Here is a 25,445-nt window from a genome sequence, read left to right on the forward strand (position 1 = left end):
TCATGTGATCCATCATGGCGGAAATCAAGAACTATTCCCTGAACTTTGGTCCGCAGCACCCGGCCGCGCACGGTGTGTTGCGCTTGGTGCTGGAACTGGACGGCGAAGTGGTGCAGCGCGCCGACCCGCACGTTGGTCTGCTTCATCGCGCCACCGAAAAGCTGGCCGAGCACAAGACCTATATCCAGTCGCTTCCCTATATGGACCGGCTCGATTACGTCTCGATGATGTGCAACGAGCATGCCTATTGCCTGGCAATTGAAAAGCTGCTGGGCATCGAGGTGCCGCTGCGTGCGCAATACATCCGGGTGATGTTTGCTGAAATCACGCGCCTGCTCAATCACCTCATGTGGCTCGGTTCGCACGGCAACGACTGCGGCAGCTCCACCATCCTGATCTACACCTTCCGCGAGCGCGAAGACCTGTTCGACATGTACGAAGCAGTGTCGGGCGCGCGCATGCATGCGGCCTACTTCCGTCCTGGTGGTGTGTACCGCGATCTGCCGGACAGCATGCCTCAGTACAAGGTCAGCAAGATCAAGAATGCCAAGGCGCTTGAGGCGATGAACCACAATCGCAAAGGTTCGTTGCTGGATTTCATTGACGACTTCACGCAGCGCTTTCCGGGCTGTATGGATGAGTATGAAACCCTGCTCACCGATAACCGCATCTGGAAGCAGCGCACCGTGGGCATTGGTGTGGTCCCACCCGAGCGCGCGCTGAACCTGGGTATGACCGGGCCCATGCTGCGGGGCTCGGGCATTGCGTGGGACTTGCGCAAGACCCAGCCGTACGATGTGTACGACCGAATGGACTTTGATGTTCCGGTTGGCAAAACCGGCGACTGCTACGACCGGTATCTGGTCCGCATGCAGGAAATGCGCGAGTCCAATCGCATCATCAAGCAGTGCGTCGACTGGCTGCGCGTCAATCCGGGCCCGGTGATTACGGACAACCACAAGATCGCCCCCCCCGATCGCGAGTCCATGAAGTCCAACATGGAAGAGCTGATCCACCACTTCAAGTTGTTCACCGAGGGCTTCCATGTTCCCGAAGGCGAGGCCTATGCTGCGGTCGAGCACCCCAAGGGAGAGTTCGGTATCTATCTGGTGAGCGACGGAGCCAACAAGCCGTATCGACTGAAGATCCGTGCCCCTGGCTTCGCGCATCTGGCCACGCTGGACGAAATGGCCCGTGGCCACATGCTGGCCGACGTGGTTGCCATCATCGGCACCATGGATATCGTGTTCGGAGAGATTGATCGATGATTACCGAAGCGACCAAAGCGCGATTTGCGCGCGAAGTAGCCAAGTACCCGGCCGAGCAGAAGCAATCTGCCGTGATGGCCTGCCTTGCCATCGTGCAGCAGGAACAGGGATACGTGAGCGAGGCCAGCGAAGCCGGCATTGCCGAATATCTTGGTATGCCGCAGATCGCCGTGCACGAAGTCACCACGTTCTACAACATGTACAACCAGCAAGCGGTGGGCAAATACAAGCTGAACGTTTGTACCAACCTGCCATGCCTCTTGCGTGATGGCGGCAAGGCGCTGGAGCATCTTGAGCACAAGCTGGGTATTTCCATGGGCGAAACGACGCCAGACGGTATGTTCACCCTGCAGCAGTGCGAGTGCCTTGGCGCCTGTGCCGATGCACCCGTGATGCTGGTGAACGATCGCAGCATGTGCAGCTTCATGGGCAACGACAAGCTCGACCAGCTGGTGGACAACCTGCGCGCGGCGGAGGCAAAGCAATGACTACAGCTGCCCAGGTACTTGCACAATTTCAGGCCGCAGGTGTCGAAACCTGCTTCCATGACCGGCATATCGCGTCACAGATTTATGCCGACCTGAATGGTTCCAACTGGGGCATCAAGGACTATGAAGCCCGTGGCGGATACCAAGCCCTGCGCACCATTTTGGGCGCGAATGGCGGCGAAGGTCTGACGCAGGATCAGGTGATTGCGACCGTCAAGGAGTCCGGACTTCGGGGGCGCGGCGGTGCAGGGTTTCCCACGGGATTGAAGTGGAGCTTCATGCCCCGGCAGTTCCCGGGGCAAAAATACCTCGTGTGCAACTCTGACGAGGGTGAGCCGGGTACATGCAAGGATCGCGACATCCTGATGTACAACCCGCACATCGTGATTGAGGGCATGATCATTGCTGCTTACGCGATGGGTATCAGCGTGGGCTACAACTACATTCACGGCGAAATCTTCCAGACGTACGAGCGCTTTGAGGCGGCTCTGGAAGAGGCACGTGCTGCAGGCTACCTGGGCAATGGCATTCTGGGCAGCAGCTTCAGCTTTCAGCTGCATGCGCACCACGGTTTTGGTGCCTACATCTGCGGCGAGGAAACCGCCCTGCTCGAATCCCTGGAAGGCAAGAAAGGCCAGCCACGATTCAAGCCGCCGTTTCCGGCCAGTTTTGGCCTTTACGGCAAGCCTACGACCATTAACAACACCGAGACGTTCGCTGCGGTGCCTTGGATCATCCGCAACGGCGGAGCTGCCTACCTGGCGTGCGGCAAGCCCAACAACGGTGGCACCAAGATCTTTTCGGTCAGTGGCGATGTGGAACGGCCCGGCAACTACGAGGTGCCCATGGGCACGCCGTTTGCCAAGCTGCTTGAGCTGGCTGGCGGTGTGCGCACGGGTCGCCAGCTCAAGGCGGTGATTCCTGGTGGTTCTTCGTCTCCCGTTTTGCCGGCATCCATCATCATGGAATGCACCATGGACTACGACTCGATTGCCAAGGCCGGTTCCATGCTGGGTTCTGGGGCGGTGATCGTAATGGACGACTCGCGCTGCATGGTGGAGTCGCTCAAGCGCCTGTCATATTTCTACATGCATGAGTCGTGTGGGCAGTGCACCCCTTGCCGGGAAGGTACGGGTTGGCTCTGGCGCTTGGTGGACCGCATTCACCGCGGCGACGGGCGTCCCGCCGACATGGATGTGCTGGATTCCGTTGCCAGCAACATCATGGGGCGCACTATCTGCGCCTTGGGCGACGCGGCAGCGATGCCCGTACGCGCCATGATCAAGCACTTCCGTCCCGAGTTCGAAGCGTTGATCCGGAACAAGACCCCTCAGGCCGCACCCTCTGCCTGATCGCGAGAAAAGCATATGGTTGAAATTGAACTGGACGGTCAGAAGGTAGAAGTCACCGAGGGTTCCATGGTGATGCATGCTGCCGAAAAGGCCGGCACCTACATACCCCACTTCTGCTACCACAAGAAGCTCTCGATTGCGGCCAGTTGCCGCATGTGCCTGGTGGACGTTGAAAAGGCGCCCAAGCCCATGCCCGCATGTGCCACGCCAGTCACGCAGGGTATGGTGGTGCGAACCAAGACCGACAAGGCCATTCAGGCGCAAAAGTCGGTCATGGAATTTTTGCTCATCAACCATCCGTTGGATTGCCCCATCTGTGACCAGGGGGGTGAGTGTCAGTTGCAGGATCTGGCGGTGGGCTACGGAGCATCGTCGTCCCGCTACGAAGAAGAAAAGCGCGTAGTACCAGTTAAAGATGTGGGCCCGCTGATCTCTATGCAAGAGATGTCGCGTTGTATCCACTGCACACGTTGCGTGCGCTTTGGCCAGGAAGTGGCCGGCGTGATGGAACTGGGCATGATTCATCGCGGCGAGCACGCCGAGATCACCACCGTGACGGGGGAAACGATCGACTCCGAGCTCTCGGGCAACATGATCGACATCTGCCCGGTAGGTGCGTTGACCAGCAAGCCGTTCCGCTACAGCGCCCGCACCTGGGAGCTCTCACGCCGCAAGTCGGTCAGCCCGCACGATTCCACAGGCGCCAATCTGATTGTCCAGGTCAAGAATCACAAGGTCATGCGTGTCGTGCCTTTTGAAAATGAGGCAGTCAACGAATGCTGGATTGCAGACCGCGACCGTTTTTCGTATGAAGCACTCAACAGCGACGAGCGCCTGACCCAGCCCATGCTCAAGCAGGGCGGAACATGGCGCGAAGTGGACTGGCAGACGGCACTGGAGTACGTTGCCAATGGGTTGCGATGCGTTCGCAACGACCACGGTGCTGGCGCCATTGGTGCTTTGGTCAGTCCGCACAGCACTCTCGAAGAAATCTATCTGGCCGGCGCACTGGTGCGTGGGCTAGGTAGTGAAAACATTGACTATCGACTTCGCAATGCCGAATTCCCCGCTCCCTCCGGGATTCGCTGGCTGGGAACGTCGATTGCGTCTTTGTCCACCTTGCAGCGTGTGCTGGTGGTGGGCTCCAATCTGCGCAAGGACCACCCGCTGTTTGCACAGCGGATTCGTCAGGCAGCGCGCCATGGCTGTGCTGTCAGCGCTATCAATTCAGAATTTTTTGACTGGGCCATGCCTGTCACGCACTCTTTGGTGCTGGCGTCTGGCGCTTGGGAGCAGGCGCTGGCCGGCGTAGCCGCAGCGGTCGCCCAGGAAAAGGGCGTGCAGGCTCCTGATGACACGGTTCAGGTGGGCGATTCTGCCTTGGCTATTGCTCGCTCGCTGCTGGGCGGCGAGCGCAAGGCAATATTGCTCGGTAACGCAGCGGCCCACCATGCGCATGCCAGCCGTTTGCTGGCACTGGCGCAGTGGATCGGAGAGCACACGGGTGCCACGGTGGGCTATCTGACCGAGGCTGCCAACACGGTCGGTGCACAGTACGCTGGCGCAGTGCCCGTCAATGGCGGCCACAATGCAGGTCAGATGCTCGCAGGGAGCCTCAAGGCCGCCATTCTTTTGAACACGGAACCTGCCTTTGACTCTGCTGGCGGTGAGGCGGCCTGTCAGGCGCTTGCCAATACCGACATGGTTGTCACCCTGAGTCCCTTCAAGGCCAACATGGCTTTCAGCGACGTCCTGCTGCCAATTGCCCCGTTTACTGAAACTTCGGGCAGTTTTGTGAACGCCGAAGGCCGGTTGCAGAGTTTCCATGCGGTCGTCCGGCCGTTGGGTGAAACCCGGCCTGCCTGGAAGGTGTTGCGAGTGCTCGCCAACCTTTTGAATGTTCCGGGCTTTGATTTCGAGACATCTCAGGATGTACTGGCCCGGGCAACCAACACACCGGCGGGTGGCATCGCTGAAGTTTCGTCCGTACAGCTGAGTAACGCCCAAGCTTTGCTGCCACAGGCGGCAAGTCCTGCGACCGGTGAGCCGGCAGTGGCATACATCTACCAGCTGGATGGAATCGTGCGTCGGGCCACTTCATTGCAACTGACGGCGGATGCCCGTCGCACGCAGGAAGGAGCCGCGGCATGATTGATGCTATCCACAACGCAGGTCTGAATCTGTTGAGCTACGGCTGGTGGACAGCCATCGTCTGGCCGGTTCTCTGGATTCTTTTGAAAATAGTGGTCATTCTGGCGCCGTTGATGGGGGCTGTTGCCTACCTGACACTTTGGGAGCGCAAGTTGCTGGGTTTCATGCAGGTTCGCCATGGTCCGAATCGTGTCGGTCCCATGGGCTTGCTGCAGCCCATTGCGGATGCGCTCAAGCTGCTGACCAAGGAAATCATCCAGCCTACCGCTGCCAGCAAGGGTTTGTTTGTGCTGGGGCCGGTCATGGCGATCATGCCCGCATTGGCGGCCTGGGTTGCGATTCCTTTTGGCCCGGATGTTGCGTTGGCCAATGTGAACGCGGGTTTGCTGCTGGTGATGGCCATCACGTCCATTGAAGTCTACGGCGTGATCATCGCTGGATGGGCATCCAACTCCAAGTACGCATTTCTGGGCGCCTTGCGAGCTTCCGCGCAGATGGTCAGCTACGAAATTGCCATGGGGTTCTGCTTCCTGGTGGTAATCATGGTGTCTGGCAGCATGAACCTCACGGAGATCGTGATGGGGCAGGGGCGTGGCATGGCAGCCGACAAGGGACTGGTCTTTCTGTCTTGGAACTGGTTGCCATTGCTGCCGATTTTCCTCGTGTACCTGATTTCTGGTGTGGCAGAAACCAACCGCCATCCCTTCGACGTTGTCGAGGGCGAAGCCGAGATTGTTGCCGGGCACATGGTGGAGTACTCCGGCATGGGGTTTGCCATCTTCTTCCTTGCCGAATACGCCAGCATGTGGCTGGTGTCCATCCTGGCTGCGCTGATGTTCCTGGGGGGCTGGCTCTCGCCAATCGACAGCGCATTGTTCAACTGGATTCCGGGCTGGATCTGGCTGGGCCTCAAAACCTTTGTGGTGGTGTCGATGTTTATCTGGATCCGGGCGACTTTCCCCCGCTTCCGTTACGACCAGATCATGCGTCTGGGCTGGAAGATCTTTATTCCGGTCACGCTGGTGTGGTTGCTCATTGTTGGCGGGTGGTTGCTCTCGCCTTGGAATATCTGGAAATAAGCGGGGACACAAATGACTGCTGTTGCTGCTGCTGCACCTTTTTCGTTCAAAGACTTTCTCAAGAGCTTCATGCTCGTGGAGCTGCTCAAGGGCATGGCCCTGACTGGGCGCTATGCCTTTCGCCGTAAGGTGACGGTGCAGTTCCCTGAGGAAAAGACGCCCTTGTCACCACGGTTTCGGGGGTTGCACGCGTTGCGTCGCTATGACAACGGTGAAGAGCGTTGCATTGCCTGCAAGCTGTGCGAAGCCGTTTGCCCTGCGATGGCCATCACCATCGAATCCGATGTCCGTGACGATGGGTCACGCCGCACCACGCGCTACGACATTGATCTGACCAAGTGCATCTTCTGCGGCTTTTGCGAAGAGAGTTGCCCGGTGGATTCGATTGTTGAGACGCACATCCTCGAATACCACGGCGAGAAGCGCGGCGACCTGTATTTCACCAAAGACATGCTTTTGGCGGTGGGTGACCGCTACGAGGGTGAAATTGCTGCGGCCAAGGCCGCTGACGCCAAGTACCGTTAACGCGCTACTGCTGCGAATCCCTTAGGCCAGACTTTATACAAAGACCCGATTCATGGACGCCAAGACTGGTTTTTTCTATCTCTTCTCGGTAGTGCTGCTGTTTGCAGCCTTCCGGGTGATTACTGCGCGCAATCCAGTGCATGCGGTGCTGCACCTCATCCTTGCCTTCTCGCAGGCTGCGGCAATCTGGTTGCTGCTCAAGGCGGAGTTCCTTGCCATCGTGCTGGTCCTTGTGTATCTGGGCGCAGTCATGGTGCTGTTCCTGTTCGTAGTGATGATGCTCGACATCCACATCGACACGATCCGCAAGGGGTTTTGGAAGCATTTTCCACTGGCCGCCTTTGTCGGTGCCTTGATCGCCCTGGAAATGGCAGCGGTGGTCATTGGAGGGTTCCGTGGTATGGACGAACCCAAGGCTGCAGCGGTGGTGCTGGATGCCGCGGGGCAGGTGGTCCCTTACTCCAACGCCAAGGCGCTTGGCAAATTACTCTACACGGAATATTTGTATCCCGTGGAAATTGCCGCTGTCATTTTGCTCGTGGCCATGGTTGCCGCCATTGCTTTGACGCTGCGCCAACGCAAGGACACCAAGGCGATCGACCCCTCGATGCAGGTCAGGGTGCGGGCGCGTGATCGTCTGCAAGTGGTCAAGCTGGCGGCAACCCAGAAGCCTAGCCCAGAAGTCGCCAGCGAGCCTGCGGGCGAGGAGAAAAAAGCATGACATTGACGCTGGGCCATTTTCTTTCACTGGGCGCCATGCTGTTCGCCCTTGCAGTGATCGGTATTTTCCTGAATCGCAAGAATCTGATTGTCTTGCTGATGGCGATTGAGTTGATGCTGTTGGCGGTCAACATGAATTTCGTGGCGTTTTCGCACTATCTGGGCGATATGCACGGTCAGGTTTTCGTGTTCTTCATCCTGACAGTGGCGGCTGCCGAGTCGGCCATTGGTCTGGCCATTCTGGTGCTGCTGTTCCGCAATAACTCCAGCATCAACGCGGAAGATCTCAACACCCTCAAGGGTTGAGTCGCCCACATTCCCAAGGTTCTCAAGAATGAGTCAAACCCTCTCTGCTTCAACGCTTTTGGCGGTTCCTTTGGCACCGCTGGCAGGCGCATTGCTGGCCGGTATATTTGGTACCACGTTTGGCGGCAACTGGATTGGTCGTCGCCTCAGCCACACGCTGACCATCCTGGGCGTGTTGGTTGCATTCATCCTGTCTGCCATGACGCTCAAGAGCGTGGCACTGGATGGTGCGCGCTTCAATGAGACGCTGTACACCTGGATGGTCGTAGGAGGCCTCAAGATGGAGGTGGGCTTCCTGGTGGACAGCCTTACTGCCATGATGATGGTGGTAGTCACTTTTGTGTCGCTCATGGTGCACATCTACACTATTGGCTACATGGAAGAGGATGACGGCTACAACCGTTTCTTTGCCTACATCTCGCTGTTCACGTTCTCCATGCTCATGCTCGTCATGAGCAACAACTTGCTGCAGCTATTCTTTGGCTGGGAAGCGGTGGGCCTGGTTTCCTATCTGCTGATCGGCTTCTGGTTCAATAAGCCCTCTGCCATCTTCGCCAACATGAAGGCCTTTCTGGTCAATCGCGTGGGTGACTTCGGTTTCATCCTCGGCATTGGCCTGATCGCGGCCTACGCTGGCACGCTCAATTACGCCGAGGTGTTTGGCAAGACCGCCGAGCTGGGCGGGCTTGCGTTCCCCGGCACCGACTGGATGCTCATTACGGTCATCTGCATCTGCCTGTTCATCGGCGCAATGGGTAAAAGCGCCCAGTTCCCTCTGCATGTGTGGTTGCCTGATTCCATGGAAGGCCCAACTCCCATCTCCGCCTTGATTCACGCGGCGACCATGGTGACGGCCGGCATTTTCATGGTGGCCCGCATGTCGCCGCTGTTCGAGCTGTCGGATACGGCACTCAACTTCATTTTGGTGATTGGTGCGATCACTGCGCTCTTCATGGGCTTTCTGGGCATCATTCAGAATGACATCAAGCGTGTGGTGGCTTACTCCACCTTGTCGCAGCTCGGTTACATGACGGTGGCCCTGGGGGCATCGGCTTACTCTGTGGCGGTGTTCCACTTGATGACCCACGCATTTTTCAAGGCGCTTTTGTTCCTTGGTGCTGGTTCGGTCATCATGGGCATGCACCACAACCAGGACATCCGCTGGATGGGGGGCGTGCGCAAGTACATGCCCATTACCTGGATTACCTCGTTGCTTGGCTCTTTGGCACTGATCGGCACACCTCTGTTCTCGGGGTTCTACTCCAAGGACAGCATCATTGAGGCGGTTCACTTCAGTCAACTTCCGGCTGCAGGTTTTGCACACTTTGCGGTGTTGGCCGGGGTGTTCATCACGGCGTTTTACTCGTTCCGCATGTACTTTCTGGTTTTTCACGGCAAAGAACGCTATGACCAGAATCCAGACGCACACCATGCGGGCGACCATGGCCACGGTCATGATGACCACCATGAACCGCACGAATCGCCATGGGTGGTTACCGTGCCCCTGGTTTTGCTGGCGATTCCTTCAGTCGTGGTGGGCTTCATGTTCATCCAGCCGATGCTGTTTGGAGATTTTTTCAAGGATGTGATTTTTGTGGATGCAGTCAAGCATCCCGCGATGGCCAAGCTGGCCGAGATCTTCCACGGTCCCATGGGCATGGCCCTGCATGGGCTGCAGACAGCGCCGTTCTGGCTGGCGTTGGCGGGTGTTGGGCTGTCCTATTACATGTACATGGTCAATCCCGCATTGCCAACGGCCATCAAGGCGCGAGTGCAGCCCCTGTATGCGTTGCTGGAAAACAAATACTACCTGGACTGGATCAACGAAAACATCCTGGCGCGTGGTGCACGTGCCTTGGGCACCGGTCTTTGGAAGGTGGGAGATCAGGCCATCATCGACGGTGCCATGGTCAACGGTTCATGGAAGCTGGTTCGCTGGGTTTCCAGTGTGGTGCGGTGGATGCAGACGGGTTTCATCTTCCACTATGCCCTCGTGATGATTCTGGGGGTGTTTGCGCTGATGACCTGGTTTGTCTGGCGCGACTATTTCCTGCAGCTCATCAAATAAGGAAAAGAACAAAATGGGTTTGTTGAGTCTTGCAATCTGGACGCCAATCGTTTTTGGTGTTCTGCTGCTGGCGGTGGGTCGGGATGAACATTCCCGTGCTGTCCGCTGGATCGCCCTGATTGGCGCTGTCATCGGCTTGTTGGTAACGCTGCCTCTGTATGACGGCTTCAAGCTGGGCACTGCTGCCATGCAGTTTGTAGAGAAGACCACGTGGATTGAACGTTTTAACGTCCATTACCACCTGGGTGTGGACGGCCTTTCCTTCTGGTTTGTGCCCCTCACCGCCTTCATCACGGTCATTGTGGTGATCGCTTCCTGGGAGTCGATTACTGAGCGGGTCAACCAGTACATGGGTGCCTTTCTGATCCTTTCAGGATTGATGATTGGTGTGTTCTGCGCACTCGACGGCCTGCTGTTCTATGTGTTCTTTGAGGCAACCCTGATTCCGATGTACCTGATCATTGGTATCTGGGGCGGGCCTAACAAGATTTACGCGGCCTTCAAGTTTTTCTTGTACACGCTGCTCGGCTCGCTGCTGATGCTGATTGCGCTCATCTTTCTGTACAACCAGTCGGGTGGCAGTTTTGATATTGCGGCGTGGCACAAGTTGCCCCTCAGCTCCACGGCGCAGACGATGCTTTTCTTCGCATTCTTTGCGGCCTTTGCCGTGAAAGTCCCTATGTGGCCTGTGCACACCTGGTTGCCTGATGTGCACGTGGAAGCCCCCACAGGCGGTTCTGCTGTCTTGGCGGCCATCATGCTCAAGCTGGGCGCCTACGGTTTCCTGCGCTTCTCGATGCCGATTGCCCCGGATGCATCCCGGGAATGGGCGTGGTTGATGATCGCGTTGTCGCTGGTGGCAGTGATTTATGTCGGTCTGGTGGCCATGGTTCAGAAAGACATGAAGAAGCTGGTGGCTTACTCGTCCGTGGCACACATGGGTTTTGTGACACTCGGTTTCTTCATCTTTAACGATCTGGGTGTTTCGGGCGGTCTGGTGCAGATGATCGCGCACGGTTTTGTTTCCGGGGCCATGTTCCTTTCGATCGGTGTTCTTTACGATCGAGTGCACTCCCGGGAAATCTCTGCCTATGGCGGCGTGGTCAATACCATGCCCAACTTCACGGCATTTGCCTTGCTGTTCGCCATGGCCAACTGCGGGCTTCCAGGAACCGCCGGATTTGTGGGCGAGTGGATGGTGATCCTTGGCGCAGTGAAGGCCAACTTCTGGATTGGTGGTGCAGCTGCCACAGCACTGATTTTTGGTGCCGCCTATACGCTTTGGATGTTCAAACGGGTCTATCTGGGTCCCGTGGGTAACGACCATGTCAAGGCATTGCAAGACATTAACAGCCGTGAATTTCTGGTGATGGCATTGCTGGCTGTGGCTGTTCTGGCCATGGGCCTTTATCCACGCCCCTTCACCGACGTGATGGACACCTCCGTGGCGGAGTTGCTCAAGCACGTGGCCCTGTCCAAGCTGAACTGACCAGACTGAACTGAGAGATTCGAGATGATTGACAACATCAGCTGGCTTGCCATTTACCCCGAGATCGTGCTGTTGGCCATGGCCTGCGTGATCATGCTTGTGGACCTGGGGGTTCACAGTCCTCGCCGTACCGGCACCTATGTGCTCACCATGCTCACGCTGGCAGTGGTTGCTGTTCTGCAGGGTGTGTACGCCAGCAGTGGAAACACGTTCTATGGTTTCGGCAACATGGTGGTCAGTGATGCGATGGGCAACTGGCTCAAGTGCTTCGCCACTGTGGCAGTGATGGTGACGCTGGTCTACGGCCGTCCTTATGCCGCCGATCGTGGAATGCTGCGCGGTGGCGAGTTGTTCACCCTGTCGATGTTGGCTTTGCTGGGCATGTTCATCATGATCTCCGGTAACAACTTCCTCGTGATTTACCTGGGACTGGAACTGCTCACCCTGTCCAGCTACACGCTGGTGGCATTGCGCCGCGACAACGCCATGGCAACGGAAGCTGCCATGAAGTATTTTGTGCTGGGGGCCATGGCCAGCGGGTTCCTGCTTTATGGTTTGTCGATGCTTTACGGTGCCACGGGATCCCTGGATATCGGGCAAGTGTTCAAGGCCGTCAATTCTGGCCAGATCCGCCACCAGGTGCTGGTGTTTGGATTGGTCTTCGTGGTGGCAGGTCTGGCTTTCAAGCTGGGCGTGGTGCCTTTCCACATGTGGATTCCCGATGTCTATCAAGGTGCCCCCACTGCAGTCACGCTGATGATTGGTGGCGCACCCAAGCTTGCTGCGTTTGCAATCACCATTCGGCTTTTGGTGGACGGTTTGTTACCACTGGCCATCGATTGGCAGCAGATGCTGGCAGTGCTGGCCATTGGCTCGCTGCTGGTGGGTAACCTTGCAGCCATTGCCCAGACCAATCTGAAGCGCATGCTGGCTTACTCCACCATTTCTCAGATGGGTTTTGTCTTGCTGGGCCTGTTGTCGGGTGTCATCAACGGCAATGTGGATGCAGCTGCCGTTGAGAGCGCCTACAGCTCCGCCATGTTCTACGTGGTGAGCTATGTCCTTACAACCCTGGCAGCGTTCGGCGTGATTTTGCTGCTGGCCCGTGAAGGCTTTGAGAGCGAAGAAATCGCCGATCTGGCGGGTCTCAATCAGCGCAGCCCCCTGTATGCGGGCGTGATGGCTGTCTGCCTGTTTTCTATGGCCGGCATTCCACCGCTGGTGGGTTTTTATGCCAAGCTGTCTGTCTTGCAGGCCTTGGTGGCGTCCGGACAGGGGCTTTACATTGCGTTGGCGGTGTTTGCCGTCCTCATGTCGTTGATTGGCGCTTTCTACTACCTGCGCGTTGTGAAGGTCATGTATTTTGATGCCCCTCTGACGGCAACCAGCGTGTCTGCGCCCCTGGATGTTCGCGTGGTGTTGACTGTCAACGGTGCACTGGTGCTGGTGCTGGGCTTGTTGCCCGGTGGTTTGATGGCCCTGTGTGCAGATGCCATCGTGCGTGCCCTGGCCACCTGAACCCAATCAAAGTACTTCTGTGTCTCAAACTGGATCGATCTGGCTTGTCATCGTGGCCGCGTTCATCGCGGCCAACCTGCCGTTTATCAACCACCGGATGATGGTGGTCGGGCCCTTGGCCCAGACCAAGAAGGCGTTGATTGTTCGTCTTGTTGAGTTGGTGGTGCTTTACTTTCTGGTCGGCGGCATTGCCCTTCTGCTGGAACGGCGTGCCGGGCAGATTGCACCGCAGGGGTGGGAGTTCTATGCCGTTACTGGAACCTTGTTTCTTACGCTGGCATTTCCGGGTTTTGTTTACCGCTATCTGCTGCGTCGCCACGATTGACCACGGTTCAAAGAGACTGCCTTCATGAAGGTGCTTGACCTGCATTGTCAGCAGGGCCACGTATTTGAGGGGTGGTTCGCCTCGGAAGAAGATTTTCAGGGGCAGCTGCGCGATTCGCTCGTGCAGTGCCCGTTGTGCGCTGACGTCCACATTTCCAAAAGACTGAGTGCGCCCAGGCTGAATCTGGGTGCTCGGCAATCCACTGCCACACCCGTCGTTGCGGATTCGTCGGTGGCAAGCAGCACTGTCGACGCGTCTGGCGCTGATCGTCAGGCGGCATGGTTGTCGCTGGCGCGCAAGATCATGGCCACCACAGAAGACGTAGGTCCACAATTTGCGCAAGAAGCCAGGCGCATCCACCGCGGAGAGGTTGAAGAGCGGGCGATTCGGGGTCAGGCGTCACCCGACGAGACCCTGCAGTTGCTCGACGAAGGCATTGCGGTTCTGCCGCTCCTGTTGCCAGAGGCAGCTAAAGAAACCTTGCAATAAGGCCGCGCCGTGCGGCTGCGCTGGCTCTTTCGCATCGATCTCGCCGCTGTCACCGCGAATCGGTCATACGGTGAATTGCAGTGCTGCAAGACGCGCATAGATACCGCCCTGCGTCAGCAGCACGGCGTGGGTACCCTGTTCGACGATGCGTCCATTTTCCAGCACCACGATCCGGTCAGCGTTTTGAACTGTGGCGAGGCGGTGTGCAATCACCAGTGTCGTGCGCTGGCCGGTGTGTCGCTGCATGGCCATCTCCAGTGCGGCCTGCACCATGCGTTCGCTTTCCGCATCGAGTGCGCTGGTGGCTTCATCCAGTAGCAGCAGGGGAGGATTTTTCAGCATCGCGCGCGCAATGGAGATGCGCTGGCGTTGTCCGCCAGAAAGGCGCACACCCCGCTCTCCCAGAAAGGTGGAGTATCCCTCCGGCAGGGCTTCAATGAAGTCGTGGGCGAAGGCCGCCTTGGCAGCAGCGATCACCTCATCGGTCGATGCATTGGGGCACCCATACCGGATATTGTCGAAAGCAGAAGCCGAAAAGATCACGGCGTCCTGGGGCACGGTACCAATGTTGGCGCGCAACTCCTCCAGTGCCAACTGCCGGATGTCGACGCCGTTGAGAGCAATGCGGCCTTGCAACGCGCCATTGGCACGCTGGTCTACGTCGTAGAAGCGTTGGAGCAGTTGAAAAACGGTGGTTTTTCCTGCACCGCTGGCCCCGACCAGCGCGACCGTTTCTCCCGGTTGCAGGTGCAGCGTGAAGCCTTGCAATGCCGGTTGGTCGGGCCGTGACGGGTAATGAAAATCAACCGCTTCAAAGTCCACCCGAAGGCCTTGGTTTCCCGTGGGCAGCGGTTGGGGCGCCCGAGACTCTGCCACGGGGGACTCACTCGCTATCAATTCCATCAGGCGTTCTGTCGCGCCTGCGGCGCGCAGCAGGTCGCCATAGACCTCGCCGAGCACCGCCACTGCGCCAGCCAGCAAGATGACATACACCACGGTCTGCCCCAGGTGACCCGCTGTCATTTGTCCGTCCAGCACAGCCTGAGTTCCCCGGTAGAGGCCCCACAGCAGCAGGCCGGCGTTGGCAATGATGATGAATGCCACAAGAAAAGCGCGCGCACGTGTGCGCCGGATGGCGGTCAGAAAGGCGTTTTCGGTGGCTTTGCCAAAGCGAGCCGACTCACGCGCTTCGGCCGTGTAGCTTTGCACCACCGGAACGGCATTGAGCACCTCGGCCGCGATGGCGCTGGAGTCGGCCACGCGGTCCTGGCTGTCACGCGAGAGGCGCCGTACGCGCCGCCCTATCCACATGCTGGGCAAAACCACCAGTACCAACACCAATAGGACAACCGCCATCACGTACGGGTTGGTCCACACCAGCATCACCAGTGCGCCCACTCCGATGGCGGCGTTGCGCAGCCCCATGGAGAGTGATGAACCGACCACCGTCTGCACCAGCGTGGTGTCCGCTGTCAGTCGCGACAAAACCTCGCCGGTCTGCGTGGTTTCAAAGAACTGCGGGCTTTGCCGCAGCACATGGCTGTAGACGGCATTGCGCAGGTCAGCGGTGATTCGTTCGCCCAGCCAGCTCACCATGTAAAAGCGTGCCGCTGAAAAAATGCCGAGGGCGATGGCGACGCCAAACAGCGCCAGAAAATGCCCCCGCAGCGCCATCGTCTGGTCGCCATGACCGGATGCCATCAGGCCTCCATCGATCAGATTGCGCAATGCCAGCGGAAACGCCAACGTGGCCCCCGCCGCCAGCACCAGAAAAATCAGCGACAGACCAATCTGGGCGCGGTAGGGCCGCAAAAAAGGAAGCAGGCCAGACAGAGAGCGCGGAGCGCCGCGCGCGCTCAGGGGAGAAGATGTTGCCATCAGGGCAGTGTAGGCTGCCCCGAAGGGTGGTGCACAGTGGGCACGCGTGCCTTTTGGGCCCTGTGCTTTTACACGGTGGTGGCAGCTCGGGTGGTGCATAGCGGCGGCCGCGGCCGGTGGTGCCGGATGCACCCCGTCCACCCGACAAAAAACGAAGCCGCAGGCGCACGCCATTTGGTGACCTGAAGCTGCGCCATCGCCCGCTTGAATGCTCCGCACGGACCATTGCGACGCCCGTTGCGCAAGCGCGTGTTGGCGCGGTGGGGTGGGCGTTCTTACGTAGGCATTTATACATAGGCATTTGTCCCAGTACCTGCGTGCCCATGCCGGGACTTACGATGCAACTCAACAAAACGCATCTTCCGAGACCTTGCGGCAAGGCTCTTTCCTCAGCATCCCCATGGAGCGATCAAGGCGCAATGAGCGACGTCATTCTTGAAACACAAAGCCTGACCAAAGAGTTCAAAGGCTTCACCGCGGTCAGCAACGTGACCCTGTCGGTGCGCCGTGGCTCCATCCACGCCCTGATTGGACCCAATGGCGCCGGCAAGACCACCTGCTTTAACCTGCTCACCAAATTTCTGGAGCCCACCTCGGGTCTGATCCGTTTTAACGGGCAGGACATCACGCGCGAAAAGCCCGCGGAGATTGCGCGCCGCGGCGTGATCCGTTCGTTCCAGATATCGGCGGTGTTCCCGCACCTGACGCTGCTGGAAAACGTGCGCATCGGCCTGCAGCGCAAACTGGGTACCGCCTTTCACTTCTGGCGCAGCGAGCGCAGCCTACGCCAGCTCGATGCCCGCGCCATGGAGCTTCTCACCGAAGTGGGCCTGGAAGACCTGGCCGACGAGCTCACGGTGAACCTGCCCTATGGCCGCAAGCGCGCCCTCGAAATCGCCACCACGCTGGCCATGGAACCCGAGCTCATGCTGCTCGACGAGCCCACGCAGGGCATGGGTCACGAGGACGTGGACCGTGTCACGCAACTCATCAAGAAGGTCTCGGCCGGCCGGACCATCCTGATGGTCGAGCACAACATGAAAGTGGTGTCCACCATTGCCGATTGCATCACCGTGCTGCAGCGTGGTGCCGTGCTGGCAGAAGGGCCTTACGCCGAAGTTTCGAACAACCCCCAAGTGATGGAAGCCTACATGGGTACGACCGACGGCCAACTGCAGGGAGCCCACTGAAATGGCCACCACTGCCTCCAACACCCCTGCGCTGGAAATCAGCCATCTGGAAGCCTGGTACGGCGAGTCGCATGTGCTGCACGGCGTGGACATCATGGTGCGGCCCGGCGAAGTCGTGACCTTGCTCGGGCGCAACGGCGCTGGTCGCACCACCACCATGCGGGCTGTCATGGGCCTCACCGGCGCCCGCAAGGGCTCTGTGAAGATCAATGGTGTGGAGACCATCCACATGCCAACGCACCGCATTGCGCACCTGGGTGTGGGCTACTGCCCTGAAGAAAGGGGCATTTTCTCCAGCCTGTCGTGCGAAGAGAACCTGCTGCTTCCGCCGGTTCTCAAGACGGGCACGCAGGGCATGTCGATTGATGAAATTTATGCCATGTTCCCCAACCTGGCCGAACGCCGCCACAGCCAGGGCACGCGCCTGTCGGGCGGTGAGCAGCAGATGCTGGCCGTGGCGCGCATCCTGCGCACCGGCGCCAAGCTGCTGCTGCTCGACGAAATCTCCGAAGGCCTGGCGCCCGTCATCGTGCAGGCGCTGGCCCGCATGATCATCATGCTGCGCGAGCGCGGCTACACGGTAGTCATGGTCGAGCAGAACTTCCGCTTTGCTGCACCGCTGGCTGACCGCTTTTATGTGATGGAGCACGGCCGCATCGTCGAGAAATTCGGCGCCAGCGAGCTGGAAGAAAAGATGCCGGTGCTCAACAACCTTCTCGGCGTCTGAGCGGGCGGACGACCACGTCCCGTGTATTTGCAAACTTTCTCACCACAACAGGAGACATTCATGAAAAACAAGCTCAAGGCACTCGCACTGATGCTCGGCGCAGCCGGGCTGGCCACTTCGGCCGCCCATGCGCAGGACAAAGTCAAGATCGGCTTCATCACCGACATGTCCAGCCTGTATGCCGACGTGGAGGGCAAAAACGGTGCATTGGCGATCCAGATGGCCATCGACGACTTCGGTGGCAAGGTGCTGGGCATGCCGGTCGAGCTGATCAGCGCGGACCACCAGAACAAGGCCGACATCGCAGCCTCCAAGGCGCGCGAGTGGATCGACACACAGGGCGTGACCATGCTGTTTGGCGGCACCAACTCGGGCACCGCGCTGGCGGCTGCCAAGGTGGCTGCCGAGAAGAAACGTGTGTATGTCAACAGTGGCGCCGGCTCGTCGGCCCTGACCAATGAGCAGTGCACCCCCTACACCGTGCACTACGCCTACGACACCGTGGCGTTGGCCCGCGGCACTGGCTCGGCCATTGTGGATGCTGGCGGCAAGAGCTGGTTCTTCCTGACGGCCGACTATGCCTTTGGCCAGGCACTCGAAGCCGACACCTCCGCCGCCGTCAAGGCCAAGGGCGGAACGGTTGCAGGCTCTGTGCGTCACCCGCTCAACGCATCGGACTTCTCTTCGTTCCTGCTGCAGGCGCAAAACTCCAAGGCACAAATTCTCGGGCTGGCCAACGCGGGTGGCGACACCATCAATGCCATCAAGGCCGCCAAGGAATTCGGCATTGACAAGACGATGAAGATGGCGGGCCTGCTGCTGTTCATCACCGACATCCACAGCCTGGGTCTCAAGAACACCGAAGGCCTGCAATTCACCAGCAGCTGGTATTGGGATCTGAACGACGAGACGCGCAAGTTCGGCAAGCGTTTCTTCGACAAGACCAAGCGCATGCCCACATCGATTCAGGCGGCTGATTACTCGGCCACCATGAATTACCTCAAGGCCGTTGAAGCTGCCAAGAGCGTGGATGCCGACAAGGTCATGGCCGCCTGGCGCGCCATGCCGATGAATGACTTCTACGCCTCCGGCACGCTGCGCCCCGATGGCCGCTATGTGCACGACATGTACCTGCTGCAAGTGAAGAAGCCTTCCGAGTCGACCAAGCCTTGGGATTACTTCAAGGTCGTCAAGAAGATTCCTGGCGACCAGATCTTTACGACCAAGGCCGAGAGCAAGTGCGCTCTCTGGAAATAAGCTCCTGACCTGACCCCCACCTTCTGCCGCCTGCCATGGAAATTTTTGGTGTCTCATTGCCGGGTCTCTTGAGTCAGCTCCTTTTGGGGCTGGTCAATGGCTCGTTTTACGCAATCCTCAGCCTCGGGCTGGCCGTGATCTTCGGCCTGCTCAACGTCATCAACTTTGCGCACGGTGCGCTGTTCATGATGGGGGCCGTGATTACCTGGATGGCCATGAACTACTTCGGCATCAATTACTGGTTGATGCTGGTGCTGGCGCCGCTGGTGGTGGGGGTGTTCGGGGTTTTGATCGAGCGGCTGCTGCTGCGCTGGATCTACAAGCTGGACCATCTGTATGGCCTGCTGCTCACACTGGGCCTGACGCTGCTGATCGAGGGCATCTTTCGCTCGATCTACGGTGTCTCGGGCCTGGGTTATGACACGCCTGAGCTGCTCGAAGGTGCCACCAGTCTGGGCTTCATGATCATGCCCAACTACCGTGCCTGGGTGGTTGTGGCTTCCATCACGGTGTGCATTGCCACGTGGTATGTGATCGAAAAGACCAAGCTGGGTGCCTATCTGCGTGCGGGCACCGAGAACCCGCGCCTGGTGGAAGCGTTTGGTGTCAACGTGCCGCTGATGATCACGCTGACCTATGCGTTTGGTGCCGGTTTGGCGGCCTTTGCCGGTGTGCTGGCTGCGCCGGTGTACCAGGTGTCTCCGCTGATGGGGCAAAACCTCATTATCGTGGTGTTTGCCGTGGTCGTGATCGGTGGCATGGGCTCCATCATGGGCTCCATCCTGACCGGGCTGGGCCTGGGCATCGTCGAAGGATTCACCAAGGTGTTCTATCCCGAAGCATCCTCGACCGTGGTGTTTGTCATCATGGTCATCGTTCTCCTGATTCGCCCCGCCGGCCTGTTCGGCAAAGAAAAATAAGGGGCTGTTCACATGAATTCCAAGAACCTTACCGCTATTGGCTACGGCCTGTTGTTCATCGGCCTGCTGGTAGCGCCGTTGCTGGGTGCCTACCCGGTGTTCGTCATGAAGCTGATGTGCTTCGCACTGTTTGCTGCCGCCTTCAACCTGCTGCTTGGCTACACCGGCATGCTGTCTTTTGGCCATGCGGCCTTTCTTGGGGGCTCGGCCTATGTGGCGGGCCAGTCCATGAAGGTGTGGGGCTTTACCCCCGAAGTCGGCCTGCTGCTGGGCACGGCCAGCGGCGCGCTGCTAGGCCTGGTGGTTGGTTTCTTCGCCATTCGCCGCACAGGCATCTACTCCACGATGATCACGCTGGCGCTGGCGCAGATGCTGTTCTTCATCTGCCTGCAGATGCCCTTTACCGGCGGTGAAGACGGGCTGCAAGGCGTGCCACGCGGCAAGCTGTTTGGCGTGTTTGATCTGCAGAATGACCTGGCCATGTACTACGTGGTGCTGGTCGTGGTGGTGGCGGCGTTTTTGCTGATCGTGCGCACCGTGCACTCGCCGTATGGCCAGGTGCTCAAGGCCATCAAGGAAAACGAGCCGCGTGCCATTTCGCTGGGCTACGACACCAACCGCTTCAAGCTGCTGGCGTTTGTGCTGTCGGCTGCGCTGTCGGGGCTGGCCGGCTCGCTCAAAACCCTGGTGCTGGGGTTTGCCACGCTCAGCGATGTGCACTGGACGGCATCGGGCCACGTGGTGCTGATGACGCTGGTGGGTGGCCTTGGCACGCTGTCGGGGCCGTTGGTGGGCTCGGCCGTGGTGGTGTTGCTGGAGAACAAGCTGGGTGAAATCGGCAGCTTCCTGGCCACGCTGACCAGCGTGGAATGGTTCAACACGCTGGGTGAGTCGGTCACCATGGTGACGGGCCTGATTTTTGTGATCTGCGTGCTGGCATTCCGCCGCGGCATCATGGGTGAAATCATTGCCTGGCTGGTTCGCCGCAAGGCGGGCAACAAAGGCTGATTCGCACGAATCGATCGGAGTCGCCCATTTTTTGCAGCCATAGGCCGTTGCGTTACAAGCGCAGCGGCTTTTTGTATCCCGTCATTTCCAGATAACCCCGGCCAACGGCTTCGCCTGCGCCATTGCGCAACTCGGACAGGCCTTCCCAGTAAATCGCCCCGGTAGAGCTGCTGCTGTCGAGCTCCTGGTCGTCCAGCAGTGCACGCACACCGAACTGGCCAGCGGGGGTTGTCACCAGCCATTGCACCGGGTAGCGGGCGCCGCTCAAGGGGCTGCTCCAGTGGCGCTCTGCGGCAAACACCACGGTGTTGTCGCCAAATACCTGCGTTTCCTGACGCGCCGGGCGGAACGAGCCACCCGTCCACAGCGTTGAGCCATCGGCGCGCCGCAAGCGAAACGCCGTGAGCGCGCTGCCGTCGTAGAGGTTCATGCCTATCCAGTCCCAGCCCACGGCGTCGGGGTGCATCAGCGCATCGCTCCATTCATGGTCGAGCCAGGCGCGGTTGGTGCCGTTGTCGGTGGTGCTGCTTTCAATGGCCATGCGGCGCCCGTTCAGCACAATGGCGCCGCTCACGGCCAGCTGTGGCTGGCTGTAGTAATAGCTGGCCTGGGCAGCCTCAGGGCCTTTGCGGGACAGGCCCTGCCGGCCCTGCAGCAGCGGCGGCTGGGCCGTGTCGCAGCGCAAGTCGAGCCCGAAGCCGTCGCCCTCAACCCGTGCGAGATAGCGGCTGCCGCTGGTGATGGGGCTTTGTCCAGCGCCGCTGCCGTGCGCTGCACGCGGGGTGCCGTCGGGCAGGGCGGTTCTGGCAAGCGACCAGTCGCGCAGCTTGACGGCCGTGTCGGACTCGCTGGCCTGCGCCACGCCAAAGCCCGCGCGGGCGATGCGTTGGTCGTGGTGCAAGCGCTGGCCCTGGAAGTCGGTCAGTGCCGCGTGGGCGAACAGCAGCTGCCTTGCCGCAAAGGCCGACTGCATGCCTTGCGTGGCATCCACCCGCGAGCGGAAAAACGTCACCTGAAACCCCCACAGCCTGCCCTCGGCCTGCACATGGCCCGTGAGGTACCACCATTCGGTGTGCAGATCCGGGTGGCTGCCATGGTCGCGCGGAAATTGAAGGGCTCGCGCGGGCAGCGCCAGCGCATTGGCCGCGCCCGCCCCCAGGGTCAGCGCCAGCCATTGGCGGCGCGTGCACAGGGCAAAGCGCCCGGGCGGCGGTGTGAGGGGCATGGGCAGCTGCGCGGCTGGCATGTCAGGCTTGACTGGCATACCGGCGCTGGTGGGTCGGGGTGCCGTGGCCAGAGCCGCAGGCCCCGCCGTGGGGTTCAAAAAAAGGGGGCTGCGCGGTCATGGCGTGAATTGTCTTTCAATGCTTTCGGGCCGGTTGTAGGGTTTAGCGGGCATCCGGCCGGACCTACCAGTCTTCCTTGACGGCCAGCACCGCATCCTGTCCGGCTGCCGCCCGGCCCGCCAGCCAGGCCGTAAGGGTGCCTGAGGCCACCACAACGGCGCACAGTGCCAGCAAGCGGGCTGCGGGCACGCGCAGATCCATGGTCCAGTGAAAGCTTTGCGGGTTGACCACGTGCACCAGCACAAATGCCACGGCCAGGCCCAGCAGCACCCCCACGGCTGCGCCCACGCCGGTCCATGCCGCGCCTTCGCCGGCTACCACGGCCAGAATCTGGCGGCGTGTGAGGCCCAGGTGGGCCAGCAAACCGAACTCCTTGCGCCGTGCCAGCACCTGCGCGCTGAAGCTGGCCGCAACACCAAACAGGCCGATACCAATGGCCACCGCCTGCAGCCAGTAGGTGACGGCAAAGCTGCGGTCGAAGATGCGCAGCGAGCGCTCGCGGATGGCACCGGACGAGACAAATTCCAGCCCTGCTGCGCCTGCCTCCGTGGGGGCCTCTGTGCCAGCATCGGGCCCGGCCAGCGCGCGGATCGCCTGCTGTAACTGCGCCAGGTCGGTGCCATCGCGGGGCCACAGTGCCAGATCGCTGGCACGTGTGTCGCCCGTCAGGCGCAGGTAGTCGGCCCGGTCCATGGCCACGGTGCCCGACTGGCGGGCATAGTCGCGCCATACGCCTGCTATAAAAAATAGAGCTGATTGCGCTTGTCCATCATGCTTCAGAGGGCTAAAAGACCTTGAAAGTGCGGGCCACTCCATGCCGGGCTGCAGGCCATACAGGTCCACCACCGCCTCGCTGATGTAAACCCCCATGCGGCCTTCGGGCACGGGCAGCGCCGCAGCCACCAGCGGCAGCGCGCGCGCGGGATCGCTGCCCAGCGGGCGACTCATCAGCGTGAGGGCGGGGCGTGCGGCGTCCAGCTGTAGCGGGCCGATGCGCAGGGGTTGCACGCGGTCCACGCCGGGCAACTGCGCCACGGCTTCGTCGAACCCCGGCGGCAGCAGGGCCGATTCGCCCCCTGCCGCACTCAGGGCCGAGCGCACATACAGCGGAGATGGCAGCACCGCATCGAGCCATTGGGTGACCGAGCCGCGAAAGCTGGCCACCATCACCGTCAGCGCCACGGCCAGGCTCAAGCTGGCCACTACGCCGCCCACCGCAATGGCGGCCGTGCCGCGCATGCGGCGCGCGCGCTCCAGGGGCAGCATCAGCAGCAGATGGCTGGCCGCCAACGGGCGCAGGCGGTGCAACAGCCAGGCCATGCCCCAGGGCAGCAGCGCAATGCCGCCCACCAGCAGCAAGCCAATTGCGACGTAGGCGGCCAATGCAATGCCGAATATGGGTGGAGCGCTTGCCAGTAAAGCGCCAGCAGCTATCAAAATGATACCCGTAGTAGCGCCTACCCCTGGGCCAGCCGTGGCGCCCAGACCCTTGAGCGTTTGCGCAGGCGGCAGATTGCGGGCGGCACGCGCGGGCCACCAGCCCCCCACCAGCGCGGCGACAACACCCAGTGCGCCGTAGAGCAGCGCAGCCGGGCCGCTCCAGTGCAGCGTCGGTTGTACGCCGGCAAAGTAGCCGCCACCCAGGTCGCCCCCCAGCAGTTGCAGCGCGGTGGCCGCCAGCGCCGTGCCCAGCGCAATGCCGGCGGCACTGCCCACCAGCCCCAGCAGGGTCGACTCGGCCAGCACCAGCGCCAGGCGCTGGCGCGGCGTGGCGCCCAGCACCGCCAGCAACGCAAACTGGGGCGCGCGCTGCGCCACGCTGAGCGCCAGCACCGAAAACACCAGAAATGCTCCCGTGAACAGCGCCACCAGCGCCAGCACCGTCAGGTTGACGCGGTAGGCGCGCGACAGGTTGCCGATTCGCTGCACGGCATCGCCAGGCTCGGCCAGCACGGCGTTGGCGGGCCAGCCGGGCAGTGATTGCAGCGCCTGCGCAAATGCCGTGCGGTCGGCGCCCGGTTGCAGTTGCAGATCAATGCGGGTGAGGCGACCCCCTTGCCCCCACAGGTCCTGCGCCGCGCCGATGTCCATCACGGCCAGGGGCGCGCCACCTGCTGCCACGGTGCCCGCCACGCGCACCGTGTGCGATCCGTGCGGGCCGGCCTGCAGCTGCAGCTGTGCCGGGCCACTGCCATCTGTCGCCAGGCCCAGGGCCTGCAAGGCCGCCGCGTTGAGAAACACGGTGGCCGGCGCCAGCATGGCCAGCCGCTCGCTGGTGGCAAACGCGCGGGGCATGAGCGCGGGCGCCACGGCAGGCAGCAGCAGCGCATCGGCCCCCACCACCCGCAGCACCACGCGGGCGGGTGCGGGCGCGGGTGCCACCGCTGGTGCGGTGGCTGGTGGCGTGGCGGGCTGTGTGGTCGGTGGGGCATCCACCTGGGCCATGGTGGACAGCTCCAGCCAGGGGCTGGCACGCGCCACCTGCGGGTGGTTGGCCAGCTGCGCATAAAGCGCTTCGGGCAACGGGCCCTGCATGGCGCGCAGCTCCAGATCGGGCTGGCCGTTCACGGCGCGCACGGCCTGCGAAAACTCATCGAGGGCCGAAGTGTTGATCACATGCACGGCAAAGGCCAGCGCTACGCCCAGCATCACGGCGGCCACTGCGGCGGCGCTGCGCCAGGGATGGTGGCGCAACTCTTGCCAGGAGAAGGTGCGAAGCAGTGCAAGCATGACCCGATTGTGACGGCCCAGCACAGACAGGGCAGGCCATTGAGACAGATCAAACGCAACCGCAGCGGCTCTTGAAATCGGGCCAGCCTGTTCGTATGTTGGACTTGGGGCTGGTGCTCTTCCTTGCCGGCCCGGTTGTCCAACCCTTACGTTCAGGAGCTTCACCATGAATTCTCTGGTTACACGTGGCAGTTTGTTCGATGACTTCTTCAAGGACATCGCCCCCGGCTTTTATGTGCGTCCACTGCATGGCGACGGTGTACCGACGCCCTCGCAGATCAAGGTGGATGTGAAGGAAACCGATGGCGGCTACACCGTGCAGGCCGAAGTGCCCGGTGTGCCCAAGGAGGACATTCATGTCTCGATCGACGGCAATGTGGTCAGCCTGCGCGCCGAGGTGCGCCAGCACGACCAGAAGACAGAGGGCGAGAAGGTGCTGCGTTCCGAGCGCTATTTCGGCTCGGTGGCGCGCAGTTTTCAGTTGCCCGTCGATGTGGATGCCGCGCAGGCCAAGGCCAAATACGACAACGGCGTGCTGACGCTCACGCTGCCCAAAAAGCAGGGTGGCAACGCGCAGCGGCTCTCCATCGAATAAGCGGGGCCGGCGGCTG

General features: G+C 60.5%; 22 protein-coding genes. 19 read left to right on the plus strand and 3 right to left on the minus strand.

Annotation, left to right across the window (positions count from 1 at the left end):
* Positions 1 to 14: 14 nt before the first annotated feature.
* The 13 genes from K226_RS0108945 to K226_RS0109005 are packed head-to-tail and all read left to right on the plus strand — an operon-like array spanning position 15 to position 13,778.
* The gene (locus K226_RS0108945; protein WP_024814475.1) at positions 15 to 1,268 is read left to right on the plus strand and encodes an NADH-quinone oxidoreductase subunit D; all 1,254 of its coding nucleotides are present in this window, start codon (positions 15 to 17) and stop codon (positions 1,266 to 1,268) included.
* On the plus strand, positions 1,265 to 1,756 hold the full coding sequence (gene nuoE / locus K226_RS0108950; RefSeq protein WP_024814476.1) for an NADH-quinone oxidoreductase subunit NuoE: 492 nt from the start codon (positions 1,265 to 1,267) through the stop codon (positions 1,754 to 1,756). The genes K226_RS0108945 and nuoE overlap by 4 nt, the downstream gene beginning before the upstream one ends.
* Positions 1,753 to 3,108: an NADH-quinone oxidoreductase subunit NuoF gene (gene nuoF, locus K226_RS0108955; RefSeq protein ID WP_024814477.1), complete on the plus strand. Its 1,356-nt coding sequence runs from the start codon at positions 1,753 to 1,755 to the stop codon at positions 3,106 to 3,108. Before nuoE ends, nuoF begins: the two co-directional genes overlap by 4 nt.
* A 15-nt stretch (positions 3,109 to 3,123) precedes the next feature.
* Positions 3,124 to 5,259, plus strand: coding sequence for an NADH-quinone oxidoreductase subunit NuoG (gene nuoG / locus K226_RS0108960; RefSeq protein ID WP_024814478.1), 2,136 nt, complete (start codon positions 3,124 to 3,126; stop codon positions 5,257 to 5,259).
* Complete coding sequence (nuoH, locus tag K226_RS0108965; RefSeq protein WP_024814479.1) at positions 5,256 to 6,338, plus strand: NADH-quinone oxidoreductase subunit NuoH; 1,083 nt, start codon at positions 5,256 to 5,258, stop codon at positions 6,336 to 6,338. The genes nuoG and nuoH overlap by 4 nt, the downstream gene beginning before the upstream one ends.
* A gap of 12 nt (positions 6,339 to 6,350) precedes the next feature.
* Positions 6,351 to 6,863 carry an NADH-quinone oxidoreductase subunit NuoI gene (gene nuoI / locus K226_RS0108970; protein ID WP_024814480.1) on the plus strand — a complete coding sequence of 171 codons (513 nt, stop codon included), beginning with the start codon at positions 6,351 to 6,353 and terminating at the stop codon, positions 6,861 to 6,863.
* 52 nt (positions 6,864 to 6,915) lie between these two features.
* Positions 6,916 to 7,584: an NADH-quinone oxidoreductase subunit J gene (locus tag K226_RS0108975; RefSeq protein ID WP_024814481.1), complete on the plus strand. Its 669-nt coding sequence runs from the start codon at positions 6,916 to 6,918 to the stop codon at positions 7,582 to 7,584.
* A complete protein-coding gene (nuoK, locus tag K226_RS0108980; protein WP_024814482.1) occupies positions 7,581 to 7,889 on the plus strand; it encodes an NADH-quinone oxidoreductase subunit NuoK in 309 nt (102 codons plus the stop codon). Before K226_RS0108975 ends, nuoK begins: the two co-directional genes overlap by 4 nt.
* A 28-nt stretch (positions 7,890 to 7,917) precedes the next feature.
* Positions 7,918 to 9,957 (plus strand): NADH-quinone oxidoreductase subunit L, encoded by a 2,040-nt coding sequence (nuoL, locus tag K226_RS0108985; RefSeq protein ID WP_024814483.1) that lies wholly within the window; start codon positions 7,918 to 7,920, stop codon positions 9,955 to 9,957.
* A 13-nt stretch (positions 9,958 to 9,970) separates the two neighbouring features.
* A complete protein-coding gene (locus K226_RS0108990) occupies positions 9,971 to 11,446 on the plus strand; it encodes an NADH-quinone oxidoreductase subunit M (RefSeq protein WP_024814484.1) in 1,476 nt (491 codons plus the stop codon).
* Between the two features lie 24 nt (positions 11,447 to 11,470).
* A complete protein-coding gene (gene nuoN, locus K226_RS0108995) occupies positions 11,471 to 12,964 on the plus strand; it encodes an NADH-quinone oxidoreductase subunit NuoN (protein WP_024814485.1) in 1,494 nt (497 codons plus the stop codon).
* Positions 12,965 to 12,983: 19 nt separating this feature from the next.
* On the plus strand, positions 12,984 to 13,289 hold the full coding sequence (locus tag K226_RS0109000) for a DUF2818 family protein (protein ID WP_024814486.1): 306 nt from the start codon (positions 12,984 to 12,986) through the stop codon (positions 13,287 to 13,289).
* Positions 13,290 to 13,313: 24 nt separating this feature from the next.
* The gene (locus K226_RS0109005; protein ID WP_024814487.1) at positions 13,314 to 13,778 is read left to right on the plus strand and encodes a DUF1178 family protein; all 465 of its coding nucleotides are present in this window, start codon (positions 13,314 to 13,316) and stop codon (positions 13,776 to 13,778) included.
* Between the two features lie 63 nt (positions 13,779 to 13,841).
* On the opposite strand, the gene K226_RS0109010 is transcribed toward K226_RS0109005, so the two are convergent.
* On the minus strand, positions 13,842 to 15,656 hold the full coding sequence (locus tag K226_RS0109010; RefSeq protein WP_024814488.1) for an ABC transporter transmembrane domain-containing protein: 1,815 nt from the start codon (positions 15,654 to 15,656) through the stop codon (positions 13,842 to 13,844).
* 419 nt (positions 15,657 to 16,075) lie between these two features.
* On the opposite strand from K226_RS0109010, the gene K226_RS0109015 reads away from it, so the two are divergent.
* The 5 genes from K226_RS0109015 to K226_RS0109035 are packed head-to-tail and all read left to right on the plus strand — an operon-like array spanning position 16,076 to position 20,758.
* Complete coding sequence (locus K226_RS0109015) at positions 16,076 to 16,846, plus strand: ABC transporter ATP-binding protein (protein WP_024814489.1); 771 nt, start codon at positions 16,076 to 16,078, stop codon at positions 16,844 to 16,846.
* A 1-nt stretch (position 16,847) separates the two neighbouring features.
* Positions 16,848 to 17,573, plus strand: coding sequence for an ABC transporter ATP-binding protein (locus K226_RS0109020; RefSeq protein WP_024814490.1), 726 nt, complete (start codon positions 16,848 to 16,850; stop codon positions 17,571 to 17,573).
* A 60-nt stretch (positions 17,574 to 17,633) separates the two neighbouring features.
* The gene (locus K226_RS0109025) at positions 17,634 to 18,830 is read left to right on the plus strand and encodes an ABC transporter substrate-binding protein (RefSeq protein WP_024814491.1); all 1,197 of its coding nucleotides are present in this window, start codon (positions 17,634 to 17,636) and stop codon (positions 18,828 to 18,830) included.
* 35 nt (positions 18,831 to 18,865) lie between these two features.
* The gene (locus K226_RS0109030; RefSeq protein WP_024814492.1) at positions 18,866 to 19,750 is read left to right on the plus strand and encodes a branched-chain amino acid ABC transporter permease; all 885 of its coding nucleotides are present in this window, start codon (positions 18,866 to 18,868) and stop codon (positions 19,748 to 19,750) included.
* Positions 19,751 to 19,762: 12 nt separating this feature from the next.
* A complete protein-coding gene (locus K226_RS0109035; protein WP_024814493.1) occupies positions 19,763 to 20,758 on the plus strand; it encodes a branched-chain amino acid ABC transporter permease in 996 nt (331 codons plus the stop codon).
* A 52-nt stretch (positions 20,759 to 20,810) separates the two neighbouring features.
* On the opposite strand, the gene K226_RS0109040 is transcribed toward K226_RS0109035, so the two are convergent.
* Both K226_RS0109040 and K226_RS0109045 read right to left on the minus strand, forming a co-directional pair.
* Positions 20,811 to 21,983, minus strand: coding sequence for a lipocalin-like domain-containing protein (locus tag K226_RS0109040; RefSeq protein WP_051463525.1), 1,173 nt, complete (start codon positions 21,981 to 21,983; stop codon positions 20,811 to 20,813).
* Between the two features lie 184 nt (positions 21,984 to 22,167).
* Positions 22,168 to 24,834: an FtsX-like permease family protein gene (locus K226_RS0109045; RefSeq protein WP_024814495.1), complete on the minus strand. Its 2,667-nt coding sequence runs from the start codon at positions 24,832 to 24,834 to the stop codon at positions 22,168 to 22,170.
* 166 nt (positions 24,835 to 25,000) lie between these two features.
* On the opposite strand from K226_RS0109045, the gene K226_RS0109050 reads away from it, so the two are divergent.
* Complete coding sequence (locus tag K226_RS0109050) at positions 25,001 to 25,429, plus strand: Hsp20/alpha crystallin family protein (RefSeq protein WP_024814496.1); 429 nt, start codon at positions 25,001 to 25,003, stop codon at positions 25,427 to 25,429.
* The last annotated feature ends 16 nt before the right edge of the window (positions 25,430 to 25,445 follow it).

The sequence above is a fragment of the Acidovorax sp. JHL-3 genome (assembly GCF_000526295.1).
Lineage (GTDB): Bacteria > Pseudomonadota > Gammaproteobacteria > Burkholderiales > Burkholderiaceae_C > Acidovorax > Acidovorax defluvii.